At 60.1% G+C, this 12,923-nt stretch carries 14 protein-coding genes; 4 read left to right on the top strand and 10 right to left on the bottom strand.

Going from position 1 to position 12,923, the window contains the following annotated elements; translation table 11 throughout:
* A partial coding sequence (locus GIV26_RS15145) for a ligase-associated DNA damage response DEXH box helicase (protein ID WP_236281376.1) occupies window positions 1-2,278 on the top strand: 2,278 nt, incomplete at its 5' end.
* Window positions 2,278-2,928 carry a ligase-associated DNA damage response endonuclease PdeM gene (pdeM, locus tag GIV26_RS15150; RefSeq protein ID WP_236281379.1) on the top strand — a complete coding sequence of 217 codons (651 nt, stop codon included), beginning with the start codon at window positions 2,278-2,280 and terminating at the stop codon, window positions 2,926-2,928. The genes GIV26_RS15145 and pdeM, both read left to right, overlap by 1 nt.
* Window positions 2,929-2,951: 23 nt before the next feature.
* On the opposite strand, the gene GIV26_RS15155 is transcribed toward pdeM, so the two are convergent.
* Window positions 2,952-3,149 (bottom strand): hypothetical protein, encoded by a 198-nt coding sequence (locus GIV26_RS15155; RefSeq protein ID WP_005785769.1) that lies wholly within the window; start codon window positions 3,147-3,149, stop codon window positions 2,952-2,954.
* Window positions 3,150-3,257: 108 nt separating this feature from the next.
* Window positions 3,258-3,824, bottom strand: coding sequence for a dCTP deaminase (dcd, locus tag GIV26_RS15160; RefSeq protein WP_003189215.1), 567 nt, complete (start codon window positions 3,822-3,824; stop codon window positions 3,258-3,260).
* A 388-nt stretch (window positions 3,825-4,212) separates the two neighbouring features.
* On the opposite strand from dcd, the gene GIV26_RS15165 reads away from it, so the two are divergent.
* Window positions 4,213-4,422, top strand: a complete 210-nt coding sequence (locus tag GIV26_RS15165; RefSeq protein WP_002554837.1) for a cold-shock protein — start codon at window positions 4,213-4,215, stop codon at window positions 4,420-4,422.
* A 321-nt stretch (window positions 4,423-4,743) separates the two neighbouring features.
* Here the strand turns inward: GIV26_RS15165 and rpoS are convergent, their stop codons facing one another.
* The 8 genes from rpoS to GIV26_RS15205 all read right to left on the bottom strand — a co-directional run bounded on the left by rpoS (window position 4,744) and on the right by GIV26_RS15205 (window position 11,867).
* A complete protein-coding gene (gene rpoS, locus GIV26_RS15170; protein WP_034126846.1) occupies window positions 4,744-5,751 on the bottom strand; it encodes an RNA polymerase sigma factor RpoS in 1,008 nt (335 codons plus the stop codon).
* Window positions 5,752-5,857: 106 nt separating this feature from the next.
* On the bottom strand, window positions 5,858-6,694 hold the full coding sequence (locus tag GIV26_RS15175; protein ID WP_236281382.1) for a peptidoglycan DD-metalloendopeptidase family protein: 837 nt from the start codon (window positions 6,692-6,694) through the stop codon (window positions 5,858-5,860).
* A 209-nt stretch (window positions 6,695-6,903) separates the two neighbouring features.
* Window positions 6,904-7,539: a protein-L-isoaspartate(D-aspartate) O-methyltransferase gene (locus tag GIV26_RS15180; protein WP_169850588.1), complete on the bottom strand. Its 636-nt coding sequence runs from the start codon at window positions 7,537-7,539 to the stop codon at window positions 6,904-6,906.
* Between the two features lie 41 nt (window positions 7,540-7,580).
* Window positions 7,581-8,330, bottom strand: a complete 750-nt coding sequence (surE, locus tag GIV26_RS15185; protein WP_003189210.1) for a 5'/3'-nucleotidase SurE — start codon at window positions 8,328-8,330, stop codon at window positions 7,581-7,583.
* On the bottom strand, window positions 8,318-9,376 hold the full coding sequence (truD, locus tag GIV26_RS15190) for a tRNA pseudouridine(13) synthase TruD (RefSeq protein WP_073845259.1): 1,059 nt from the start codon (window positions 9,374-9,376) through the stop codon (window positions 8,318-8,320). Before truD ends, surE begins: the two co-directional genes overlap by 13 nt.
* Complete coding sequence (gene ispF / locus GIV26_RS15195; RefSeq protein ID WP_003189207.1) at window positions 9,373-9,846, bottom strand: 2-C-methyl-D-erythritol 2,4-cyclodiphosphate synthase; 474 nt, start codon at window positions 9,844-9,846, stop codon at window positions 9,373-9,375. The genes truD and ispF overlap by 4 nt, the downstream gene beginning before the upstream one ends.
* 54 nt (window positions 9,847-9,900) lie before the next feature.
* Window positions 9,901-10,746: an S-formylglutathione hydrolase gene (gene fghA / locus GIV26_RS15200; RefSeq protein WP_197882196.1), complete on the bottom strand. Its 846-nt coding sequence runs from the start codon at window positions 10,744-10,746 to the stop codon at window positions 9,901-9,903.
* 8 nt (window positions 10,747-10,754) lie between these two features.
* Complete coding sequence (locus GIV26_RS15205) at window positions 10,755-11,867, bottom strand: S-(hydroxymethyl)glutathione dehydrogenase/class III alcohol dehydrogenase (protein WP_003189203.1); 1,113 nt, start codon at window positions 11,865-11,867, stop codon at window positions 10,755-10,757.
* A 109-nt stretch (window positions 11,868-11,976) separates the two neighbouring features.
* Between GIV26_RS15205 and GIV26_RS15210 the strand changes: the two genes are divergently transcribed.
* Window positions 11,977-12,873, top strand: a complete 897-nt coding sequence (locus tag GIV26_RS15210) for a LysR substrate-binding domain-containing protein (protein WP_034126841.1) — start codon at window positions 11,977-11,979, stop codon at window positions 12,871-12,873.
* Window positions 12,874-12,923: the final 50 nt, after the last annotated feature.

Here is a 12,923-nt window from a genome sequence, read left to right on the forward strand (position 1 = left end):
ACGCAAACCACCTGCCGAGCCGCTGACCGTGCTGTGGATCACGCCAATGCGCGCCTTGGCCGCCGACTCCGCACGCGCCCTGCAAGCCCCACTGGAGGCGTTGCAGATTCCCTGGAGCGTGGGCCTGCGCACCGGTGACACCAGCAGCAGCGAACGCGCGCGCCAGACCCGTCGCCAACCCACCGCCCTGGTCACCACTCCGGAAAGCCTGACCCTGATGCTGGCCCGTGCCGACAGTGAAACCAGCCTGGCGCACCTGCGCATGGTCATCGTGGATGAATGGCACGAACTGATCGGCAATAAGCGCGGCGTGCAGTTGCAACTGGCACTGGCACGCTTGCGGCGCTGGCATCCTGAGTTGATGGTGTGGGGTATTTCCGCAACGCTGGGTAATCAGGCCCACGCGTTGGAGGTTCTGGTCCCACAGGGTGGCGGGGTCAATGTGCGGGGGCAAACGGCGAAGGCGCTGAAGGTCGACACCTTGTTGCCGGCTGTCACCGAGCGTTTCCCTTGGGCGGGGCACATTGGTTTGAAGATGTTGCCGCAGGTGGTCGCTGAGGTGGAGGCCAGCAGCAGTTGCCTGGTGTTTACCAATACACGGGCGCAGTCGGAGATCTGGTACCAGGCGATTCTCGACGCCCGACCGGACTGGGCCGGATTAATTGCACTGTACCACGGCTCGCTATCGCGGGAGACCCGGGACTGGGTGGAGCGAGCGTTGAAAGACGGGCAACTCAAGGCGGTGGTGTGCACGTCCAGCCTGGACCTGGGCGTGGACTTCCTGCCGGTGGAACGGGTGCTGCAAATAGGCTCCGCCAAGGGTGTGGCGCGGCTGATGCAACGCGCCGGGCGTTCCGGCCACGCGCCAGGGCGGCCCTCACGGGTAACGCTGGTGCCAACCCACAGCCTGGAGCTGGTGGAAGCCGCAGCCGCCCAGGATGCGATCGCCCAACGGCGCATCGAAGCGCGGGAATCACCTTACAAGCCGCTGGATGTGCTGGTACAACACCTGGTCAGCATGGCCTTGGGCGGCGGGTTTACTCCGGCGGCACTGTTGGACGAAGTGCGCGGCGCCTGGGCCTATCGCGACCTCACCGAAGCGGATTGGGCCTGGGCCCTGGGGTTTGTGCGCCATGGTGGCCTGTCACTCACCGCTTATCCGGATTACCGCCGGGTGGAGCCCGATGAGCACGGCATCTGGCGTGTTCCGGATGCCCGCTTGGCACGCCGCCATCGCATGAGCGTCGGCACCATCGTCAGTGATGCCAGTATCCAGCTCAAGTTCTGGAGCAAGGGCGGCGGCGGCAAGAACCTGGGCAGTGTCGAGGAAGGCTTTATTGCAAGGCTCAAGCCGGGGGATGGGTTTCTGTTCGCCGGGCGCTTGCTGGAACTGGTGCGTGTGGAAAACATGACCGCCTATGTGCGCCGCAGCAACGCGAAAAAAGCCGCCGTGCCACGCTGGAATGGCGGGCGCATGCCCCTTTCCAACGAACTGGCCCAGGCGGTGGTCGAGCGTTTTGATGCCGCCGCGCATGGGCACTTCGACGGCCCAGAGATGAAGGCGGTGCAACCGTTGCTGCACACCCAATTGCGCTGGTCCGGCCTGCCGACACGCGAACATCTGCTGGCCGAGAACCTGCGGTCGCGGGAGGGCTGGCACCTGTTTCTGTACCCATTCGCTGGCCGCCAGGTACACCTGGGCCTAGCCAGTTTGCTGGCGTGGCGGGTCAGCCAGCAGCAGCCGCTGACCTTTTCGATTGCGGTGAATGATTATGGCCTGGAACTGTTGAGCGCCACCGAGGTGCAGTGGCCCCAATTGTTGAATACTCGGTTGCTGAGCCCCCAAGGCCTGCTGGCTGACGTAATTGCCAGCCTCAATGCCGGGGAACTGGCCCTGCGCCGCTTTCGCGAGATTGCGCGAATCGCCGGGCTGGTATTTGCCGGGTATCCCGGCGCGCCAAAAAGTACGCGACAAGTGCAGGCTTCCAGTGGTTTGTTCTTTGAAGTGTTCAAGCAATATGACCCACAAAATCTGCTGCTGGCCCAGGCCGGGGAAGAAGTGCTGCGGGACGAGCTGGATATTCGCCGGCTGGAACAGACGCTCAATCATCTGTCGACATTGAAGCTGGACCTGCACAGGATCCAGCGGCCCACGCCCCTGGCCTTTCCGCTGCTGGTAGAACGGATGCGCGAAAGCATGAGCTCGGAAAAACTCTCGGAGCGCATAGCGCGGATGGTCAACGACCTGGAAAAAGTCGCCGACAAAGGGCAAGGCTGATGCATTACCCACTGACGGTTGAAGGCGAAGAACTCTGGCTATTGCCGGACAAGGCCGTGTATTGGCCCGCACGCCGATGCCTGCTGATTGCCGACGCGCATTTTGGCAAGGCTTCGGCCTATCGCAGCCTGGGACAACCGGTGCCACAGGGCACGACTACGGCCAACCTGGAACGCCTGGACAAGCTGTTATCGGCCCTGCCGTGCGCGCAGTTGATCTTTCTCGGCGATTTCCTCCACGGTCCCGGCTCTCACGCCAGCGGCACCCTGAACGCAATCAGGGCCTGGCGTGAGCGCAATCGCACATTGGCCTTGACCTTGATTCGCGGCAATCACGACAAAAGCGCCGGCGACCCACCGTTGGATCTGGGCATCGAGGTGATCCCCGAGCCCCTGCTGATGGGCCCTTTCGCCTTGCAACATGAGCCAGACGCCCACGCCAGCCATCATGTACTGGCGGGGCATGTGCATCCGGTGTACCACCTGCGCGGCAAAGGGCGCCAGCGGCTACGCCTGCCGTGCTTCCAGATCGGCACTCAGGTTAGCCTGCTGCCAGCCTTCGGCGCGTTCACAGGGGGTTATGCCGTGGAGCAGGCCCAAGACCAGCGAATCTTTGTGATTGGCGATCACCAGGTCTGGCCGATTCAATGAATCGAGACAAGCCTGCTCAGGTATCAGGCAACGGGCGCGGGTGGCGGCTCGTCCGGTAAGGTCGGCTCACCCGGCTCGGTAGGCTGCGGGTAATCAGGTTCGGGTTGACCAGGGATGCCCCCCGCGTGCGCGGGATTGGCCATCAAGGACCAGGCCAGAACACCAATCTGGTTGGGTTCAAGCCGGGCGAGTTCTGCGCTGATTCGCGGGTCGATCTTCATAGGGTACTCCTCAAGTATGGCCCGACGCGTTTCACACGCGCCGAAGCAGTACACCTAGATAGAGTCACTTTCTGCAGACAAATTCCCTTTACCCGTAGGCGCTTTCGATCAAGCGCGTGGGAGAGTGACGCCGCGCTGGCCCTGATACTTGCCCGCACGGTCCTTGTAGGACACTTCACAGGCCTCATCGGACTGCAGGAACAGCATCTGTGCCACGCCTTCGTTGGCGTAGATTTTCGCCGGCAAGGTCGTGGTGTTGGAGAATTCCAGGGTGACGTGGCCTTCCCACTCAGGCTCAAGCGGCGTGACATTGACGATAATCCCGCAGCGGGCATAGGTGCTTTTACCCAGGCAGATGGTCAGCACGTCGCGAGGAATACGGAAGAACTCCACGGTGCGCGCCAGGGCGAAGGAGTTGGGCGGGATGATGCACACGTCGCTCTTGACGTCGACGAAGCTCTTTTCGTCGAAGTTTTTCGGATCGACGATCGCCGAATTGATGTTGGTGAACACCTTGAATTCATCGGCGCAACGCACGTCGTAGCCATAGCTGGAAACGCCGTACGAAATCACGCGCTCGTCGCCTTCGCCACGAATCTGGCGTTCGACGAACGGCTCGATCATGCCGTGTTCCTGCGCCATGCGGCGAATCCACTTGTCCGATTTGATGCTCATGGCGGTGTCCTGAATAGCGAGGCGAAAAAAATCTGTGGGCCATCTTACCGGGGCCGGCGTTGGGGTTCAAAGGCCGCACCGGTTTTCTTGATCAATGCACTGCCAGCTATAAGCCGCAGCCAGCGTGGCCGGGGCCCGGACGGCAGGCGCCCATGACTGTAAATACCACCGCCAGTCACGAAATTAGAGAAACCTTCGGAAATACCATTGGCACGTTCCGGAAAAAGGGTTAAGGTGGCGCCACTGTGCTGCTTGTGTCACTGAGAATCTCTACACGATATGTTGAATTTCGATCCAACCATCTCCAAGAATTTTTCCTGCTCTTTGCACTCAGTCTCGGCCAGGGCTTTTCCTGAGTCGCAGTTAACTTTGTCCAAGGAGATACACCATGTCTAATCGCCAAACTGGTACCGTTAAGTGGTTCAACGATGAAAAAGGCTTCGGCTTCATCACTCCACAATCCGGTGACGACCTGTTCGTTCACTTCAAAGCTATCCAATCCGACGGCTTCAAAAGCCTGAAAGAAGGCCAACAGGTTTCTTTCATCGCTACCCGCGGTCAGAAAGGCATGCAAGCTGAAGAAGTTCAAGTTATCTAACTTGTACTGACTTAGTCGAAAAAACCCCGCCCTTAAAAGCGGGGTTTTTTTATGCCTGAATTTTGGCTGCTCGTTCCCACGCTCCGCGTGGTAATGCTTTTTGTGACGCTCTGCGTCACCCCTGCATGCCCACGCAAAGCGTGGAACGATCAGCACACCGATGTAATGACGGACACAAAAAAATGTGGGAGCGCAGCTGTATGTGGGAGCTGGCTTGCCTTCGATGCTATCGACTCGGTGCACTAGCTATACCGAGTTGATGCTATCGCAGGCAAGCCAGCTCCCACACAAGCCGGCTCCCACATTTTTGTCTTGTGTCGTTTATTGGAACAACGACTCACTCGACAAGCCATTCTTCTCCAGGATCTCGCGCAAGCGCTTGAGGCCCTCTACCTGGATCTGCCGCACCCGCTCACGGGTCAGGCCGATCTCCAGGCCTACATCCTCCAGGGTGCTGCTCTCATGGCCGCGCAGGCCGAAGCGGCGAATCACCACTTCACGCTGCTTGTCCGTGAGCTCTGAGAGCCACTGGTCAATACTTTGGGAAAGATCATCGTCTTGCAGCAGCTCGCAAGGGTCTGTCGGACGATCATCGGTCAGGGTGTCCAGCAGGGTCTTATCCGAATCCGGACCCAGCGAGACATCGACCGAAGAGACACGCTCGTTAAGGCCCAGCATGCGCTTGACCTCCCCTACCGGTTTTTCCAGGAGGTTGGCGATCTCTTCAGGCGAAGGTTCATGATCGAGTTTTTGCGTCAGCTCACGCGCCGCCCGCAGGTAGACGTTGAGCTCCTTGACCACATGGATCGGCAACCGGATCGTGCGGGTCTGATTCATGATCGCCCGTTCGATGGTCTGGCGAATCCACCAGGTGGCATAGGTGGAGAAACGGAAGCCCCGCTCAGGGTCGAACTTCTCCACAGCCCGGATCAAGCCCAGGTTACCCTCCTCGATCAGGTCCAACAGGGAAAGCCCACGATTGACGTAGCGTCGGGCGATCTTCACCACCAGGCGCAGGTTGCTTTCAATCATGCGCTTACGCCCAGCCGGATCGCCCTTCTGCGACAGACGCGCAAAATGGACTTCTTCTTCGGGGGTCAACAGAGGGGAAAAGCCGATTTCATTGAGGTACAGCTGGGTCGCATCGAGCGCCCGCGTGTAATCAACGTATTTGTGCTGCTTCAACGCGGCAGCATTTTTGGATTTGGTGCGAACTGAAGGTGGTGATACCCCTTCATTATCTGACATCGTTTCCAAATCGATGCCGGTCTCCATAAGGAGAACCTCATCGTCGATGTCAAACTCCGGCACTTCTTTACTGAGAGCCATTGTTATAGTCCTTTGGTGAGTTCGACCTCAAGCTCAAGCGACGCCTCTATCCTTGGCAACGCTGGAGCCTGTTCCTTCTACGTGAGGGAACAGGCTGTGCAACACATCAACGACGGGGCAGGAATTGCAGCGGATCTACAGGCTTCCCTTGGCGGCGAATCTCAAAGTGCAGTTTCACCCGGTCTGTGCCCGTTGACCCCATTTCGGCAATCGTCTGTCCGACCTTGACCTGCTGCCCCTCCCGAACCAACAACCTGCGGTTATGACCGTAGGCACTGACGTAGGTATCGCTGTGTTTGATGATGACCAGCTCGCCGTAGCCCCGCAAACCACTCCCGGCGTACACCACCGTCCCATCAGACGCAGCTAAAACAGGCTGTCCCAAATCCCCGGCGATATCAATGCCTTTATTCAAACTACCGTTTGAAGAGAATTTTCCAATCAACACTCCGTTTGAAGGCCATCCCCATCCGGTCGGCGCAGGCCCGGCAGGTGGCAACGGCGCGGGTGCCGGCTTGCTCGTAACCGTCGGCGTGGCGCTGCCTGCAGGCCGAGTGATGATGGTGGTCTTGCTCGAGGACGATGGCGAAGAACCCGACTTTGTCACAACTGCCGTAGGTGCAGAACCTGAGCGACCATCGAAACGAATGGTCTGCCCGGGATGGATCGTATACGGCACAGGAATGTTGTTACGGGCGGCCAGCGCCTTGTAGTCCCAGCCATAACGGAAGGCAATCGAGAACAGTGTGTCGCCTTTGCGCACCACGTATTGGCCGGTGGTGACCGTAGGTCTCTGGGGGGTTGCGTTGGTACGGTCAACGACCCGCGCACCGCCGGATGGCGTGCTCGAGCAGGCTGCCAATAAGGAACTCAAGACAAGGCCAAGCACCAGTCGCTGAAAGCTTGTTTTACTCATTCGCTGCGCAGGACCTGTGAGACTCACCCGCCGCTCCCTTTGTGGTGGCTGAACGTTAACGCCTGTATCAGGCTTGAAATATGACGCAAGTATAACTGGGCATTGGCTTTTTACTGGCACCTGACTGAAAGGAAAAATTCATCATGTTTAATCGTGGCTGCCAGGCATGGTGATTCAATGGACCCCGCCGTAAGACACATCCGCGCTTGCAGAATTCACTGCCTGCGAATAAATGATCAGGCCAGCGGGCCGTTGAGCAAGGGTACGAACCGCACGGCACCGAGTACATGCCGGGAAAAACCTTCGTCCTCACGGATAATAAGCATCAACTGTTGCACTTCGCCGGAGCCCACCGGGATGACCAGCCGCCCGCCAGGCGCCAATTGATCCAGCAAGGCTTGCGGCACATCGGTGGCCACGGCGGTGACGATGATACCGTTGTAGGGCGCCAGCGCCGGCCAGCCCTCCCAACCATCGCCCCAGCGGAATACCACGTTGCGCAGGTTCAGCTCCACCAGACGCTCTTTGGCCCGGTCCTGTAGCACCTTGATGCGCTCGACCGAAAACACCCGCTCTACCAATTGCGACAGCACGGCCGTCTGGTAGCCGGAGCCGGTACCAATCTCCAGCACCTTGTCCAACGGCCCCGCCGCCAGCAATAGCTCGCTCATACGCGCAACCATATAGGGCTGAGAGATGGTCTGGTTGTGGCCGATGGGCAACGCTGTGTCTTCATAGGCGCGATGCGCCAGCGCCTCATCGACAAACAGGTGCCGCGGCGTGCGCCGGATCACTTCCAGCACCTGCGCGTTGGACAAGCCTTCTTCATACAGACGCTGGATCAACCGCTCCCGGGTGCGCTGGGAGGTCATCCCGATGCCACGGCGCAACAGGTCGTCTTGTTCACGAGCCATCAACGCAGTCCCTCCAGCCAGCCATCAAGGCCACTGAAGGCATCACTGAAGGTGCGATCAAACAGCAGAGGGGTAACGGAGACATAGCCTTGCATCACCGCATGAAAGTCGGTGCCTTCGCCGCCATCTTCGGCGTCGCCGGCGGCGGCGATCCAATACCCTTCCTTGCCGCGAGGGTCGACCACCTTCAAGGGCGCCGCCGCACGGGCGCGATGACCCAGGCGCGTGAGTTGGATACCGCGAATATGGTCGAGGGGCAAGTTGGGGATATTGACGTTGAGCACCGTACGCGGCGGCAGGTCCAGGGAAGCATGGGCCTCCACCAACTTGCGCGCGTAGTAGGCCGCCGTCGCCAGGTTATCCAGTTGCCGCGAAGCAAAGGAAAAGGCAAAGCCGGTGCGGCCCAGGAAGCGCCCTTCAAGGGCGGCCGCCACGGTGCCGGAATACAGCACGTCATCACCCAGGTTGGCGCCCAGGTTGATCCCCGAGACCACCAGGTCTGGCTGGTGCTCCAGCAGACTGTTGATCGCCAGGTGCACGCAGTCGGTGGGGGTGCCGTTAACGCTGATAAAGCCATTGGCCAGGACCCGCGGATGCAGCGGACGGTCGAGCGTCAGCGAACTGCTGGCGCCGCTCTTGTCCTGGTCGGGGGCAACCACCACGCACTCGGCGTAATCCTGCAGCGCAGCATGGAGCGCGGCAAGACCGGGTGCGGTGGCACCGTCATCGTTTGATATCAGAATACGCATGGGCTGTCCGTCTGCCCCACCGGCACCAGATCAACAAGCTCGCGCACCAAGACAGTGGCGAAGCATCCGGCCGGCAGGACGAATTCCAATTGCAGAATGTCAGGCCCGGGATAATGCCACGTCAACCCGCCAATGGGCAGTCGCAGAATGCGACGTTCCTGGCTCATTCCCGCCTTCACCAACCAATCACGTAGGTCTGCTTCTCCAGCGGCGACAGATTGTTCCAACTCGTATGTAAGACCTTTCGCCGGCGAATCGCCTTCGCCCCACTGCGGGCCGGTGGGATGCAGGTCCAGGATCGCAAGCCGCGGGTCACTGCACTCAGCTTCCCCGGCCGGAAAAAAACTGCGACTGTCGGTAAACGCCAGCAGATCGCCAACTTGGGCACGCTGCCATGAACCGTCGGCGACGCGGGCCGCCAACACTTGGTTGAACAGGTAACTGCGAGCCGTGGACAGCAAGCGCGAGCGCACGTTGCGCTGCTCGGGCAGGGCCTCGCGGGCAGCCCACTCGCGAGCATCCGCCACATTGCCGCCGTTGTGGCCAAAACGCTGGGTGCCGAAATAATTGGGGATGCCGTGCCGGGCAATCAACTGCAGACGTGCGTCGATGGCAGCGGTGTCGCCGGCCAGTTGGGTCAGGCGCAAGGTGAAACCATTGGCCGAATGGGCCCCACGCTGCAACTTGCGCTTGTGACGGGCGGTTTTAAGGATCTTGAGGGTGTCGTTTTCTGCGCCGCTCATGTCCGGGTCGGCCTTGCCGGGCAACTGCACGCTGAACCACTGGCGGGTCAGGGCCTGACGATCCTTGAGCCCGGCATAGCTGACGGTGCGCAATGGCACCCCAGCAGCCTTGGCGATACGCCGTGCGGCTTCCTCAGTGTTCAAACCGCGCTTTTCCACCCACAGCCACAGGTGCTCGCCATCGCCGGTCAGCGGGATGTCCAGCACCTCATCAACCTGGAAGTCTTCGGCCGTGGCCTTCAGTACCGCGCTGCCCAGGGCCTCGCCATAGGCTCGCGGGCCCAGCAGTTGCAGGTCGTTCATGCGCGCAGCAACAAGGCGACGGAGTGCACCGCAATGCCCTCTTCACGACCGGTAAACCCGAGCTTTTCGGTAGTGGTGGCTTTCACGTTGACTTGATCCAATTCAATTTGCAGGTCTGCGGCGATTGCTGTGCGCATCGCTTCAATATGGGGGGCCATTTTCGGCGCCTGGGCGACGATGGTGTTATCGACGTTGCCGACCTTCCAGCCCTTGGCATGGATCAAGCCGACCACATGGCGCAGCAACACACGACTGTCCGCGCCCTTGAAGGTGGGATCGGTGTCCGGAAAGTGCTTGCCGATATCGCCCAATGCAGCCGCGCCGAGCAAGGCATCGCTCAAGGCGTGCAGGACCACGTCGCCGTCGGAATGAGCCAGCAACCCATGGTGGTGTGCAATACGCACGCCGCCCAGGGTGATGAAATCGCCTTCAGCGAAACGGTGCACATCGTAGCCGTGGCCAATACGCATAAAAAAACGCCCCGATTTAATTCAGGGCGTGATTCTACCTACTTTTGTCTCAGATTAACCGAGCAAAGCACCACCATGATGTCGCAAATGGTCTTCGATGAAGCTGGCGATAAAGAAGTAGCTGTGGTCGTAGCCAGGCTGCAGGCGCAGTTCCAGCGGATGGTTGGCTGCCTTGGCTGCTTGCAGCAGGGCTTCGGGCTTGAGCTGAACGGCGAGGAAATCGTCGCGATCGCCCTGGTCCACTAACAGCGGCAACTTTTCCGAGGCTTCGCTGATCAGCACGCAGGCATCCCATTCACGCCACTTCGAGCGCTCTTCCCCCAAATAACGGGAAAAGGCCTTCTGGCCCCACGGACAGTCCATCGGATTGTTGATCGGCGAAAATGCCGACACCGACAGATAACGTCCAGGGTTGCGCAGCGCACAGACCAGCGCACCGTGACCGCCCATGGAGTGGCCGCTGATGCCGCGCTTATCCGACGCAGGGAAATGCACTTCCACCAAGGCCGGTAACTCCTGTACCACGTAGTCATGCATCCGATAGTGCTTGGCCCAGGGTTCCTGGGTGGCATTGAGGTAGAAGCCGGCGCCGAGGCCAAAATCCCAGGCGTTGTCCGGATCGTCCGGCACACCGGGGCCACGGGGGCTGGTGTCCGGTGCAACGATGATCAAGCCCAACTCGGCGGCCATGCGCTGGGCGCCGGCTTTCTGCATGAAGTTCTCATCGGTGCAGGTCAGACCGGACAGCCAATACAGCACCGGTAATTTACCGCCCTGCTCTGCTTGCGGCGGCAGATAGACCGCGAAGGTCATGTCGCAACCGAGCACATCCGAATGATGCTTGTAGCGTTTATGCCAGCCGCCGAAGCTCTTCTGGCATGACAGGTTTTCCAGACTCATGGCCGACCTCAGAAGTGAATGACGGTACGAATGCTCTTGCCTTCATGCATCAGGTCAAACGCTTTGTTGATATCTTCCAGGCCCATGGTGTGGGTGATGAAGGTGTCCAGCGGGATTTCACCGGTCTGGGCCATTTCCACGTAGCTTGGCAATTCGGTACGACCGCGCACGCCACCAAACGCCGACCCACGCCAGACGCGCCCGGTGACCAGTTGGAATGGGCGAGTGGCAATTTCCTGGCCAGCACCGGCCACACCGATGATCACCGACTCGCCCCAGCCTTTGTGGCAGCACTCAAGAGCCGCACGCATCAGTTGTACGTTGCCGATGCACTCGAAGGAAAAGTCCACGCCGCCGTCGGTCAAATCCACGATCACATCCTGGATTGGGCGGTCGTAGTCTTTCGGGTTGATGCAATCGGTGGCACCCAGTTGCTTGGCGATTTCGAACTTGGCTGGGTTGATATCGATGGCGATGATGCGCCCGGCCTTGGCCTTGACTGCACCGATAATCGCCGACAGGCCAATGCCGCCCAGACCGAAGACGGCCACGGTGTCGCCCGGTTTGACCTTGGCAGTGTTGATCACCGCACCGATACCGGTAGTGACACCGCAACCGAGCAGGCAGACTTTTTCCAACGGCGCTTCTTTAGGAATCTTGGCCACGGAGATTTCCGGCAGCACGGTGTACTCGGAGAACGTCGAGGTGCCCATGTAGTGGAAAATCGGCTGGCCCTTGTAGGAGAAACGCGTGGTGCCATCCGGCATCAAGCCCTTGCCCTGCGTGGCGCGGATGGCCTGGCACAGGTTGGTCTTGCCACTCAGGCAGAACTTGCACTTGCCGCATTCCGGGGTGTACAGCGGGATCACGTGATCGCCCACAGCGACCGAAGTCACGCCCTCGCCAATGGCTTCCACCACTGCACCGCCTTCATGGCCGAGGATCGACGGAAAAATGCCTTCCGGGTCGGCGCCCGACAAGGTGTAGGCGTCGGTGTGGCACACGCCGGACGCAACTACCCGCAGCAGCACCTCGCCAGCCTTGGGCATGGCGACATCCACTTCAACAATCTCAAGGGGCTTCTTGGCTTCGAAGGCTACGGCGGCACGGGACTTGATCATCCGGGTTTCTCCATCGGGTTAAAAACTGAGACGGTGAGTGTAAATCATCACCCATTGATGAATAATCCGGACCAAAGCAAAACATTATTGCTGTACAGGGACAATCACCATGCTGGAGAACCGCTGGGAAGGCATTGACGAGTTTGTCGCGGTGGCCGAATGCAGCCAGTTCACGGCGGCGGCCGAACGGTTAGGGGTGTCTTCATCCCATGTCAGCCGGCAAGTGGCGCGTCTTGAAGAACGCCTGCAAACCCGATTGCTGTACCGCAGTACGCGCAAGGTGACCTTGACCGAAGCCGGTCAGACCTTCCTGCAGCACTGCCAACGCCTACAGGACGGTCGCGAGGAAGCGTTGCGGGCGGTGGGCGACCTGACCAGCGAACCCAAGGGCATGTTGCGCATGACCTGCGCCGTGGCCTATGGCGAACGTTTTATCGTGCCGCTGGTGACGCGGTTCATGGCGCACTATCCGCAACTGCGCGTGGACATCGAGTTGACCAACCGCTCGCTGGACCTGGTCCATGAAGGCCTCGACCTGGCCATCCGCCTGGGACGCCTGCAAGACTCGCGCATGGTCGCCAGCCGCCTGGCGCCTCGGCGCATGTACCTGTGCGCCTCCCCCTCCTACCTCGAACGGTACGGTCGACCACACAGCTTGTCGGAGTTGAGCCGGCATAACTGTCTGATTGGCAGCTCGGATATCTGGCAAATGGCCCAGGATGGGCGGGAATTTTCCCAGCGCGTGCAAGGCAATTGGCGCTGCAACAGTGGGCAAGCGGTGCTGGATGCGGCGTTGCAAGGCATGGGCTTGTGCCAGTTGCCGGATTACTACGTGCTGGAGCATCTGCACAGCGGGGCGTTGGTGTCGCTGCTGCAGGCTCATCAACCGCCGAATACCGCCGTGTGGGCGCTGTATCCGCAGCAGCGGCATTTGTCGCCGAAGGTGAGGAAGCTGGTGGATTTCTTGAAGGTGGGATTGGCGCAGAGGCCGGAGTACAAGCATTGAACTGAGGGGGTCTGCATCGGCCTCATCGCGGGCAAGCCCGGCTCCCACAG

The sequence above is a fragment of the Pseudomonas sp. PA-1-3F genome (genome assembly GCF_021609665.1).
In the GTDB taxonomy this organism is placed as follows: Bacteria; Pseudomonadota; Gammaproteobacteria; order Pseudomonadales; family Pseudomonadaceae; genus Aquipseudomonas; species Aquipseudomonas paracarnis.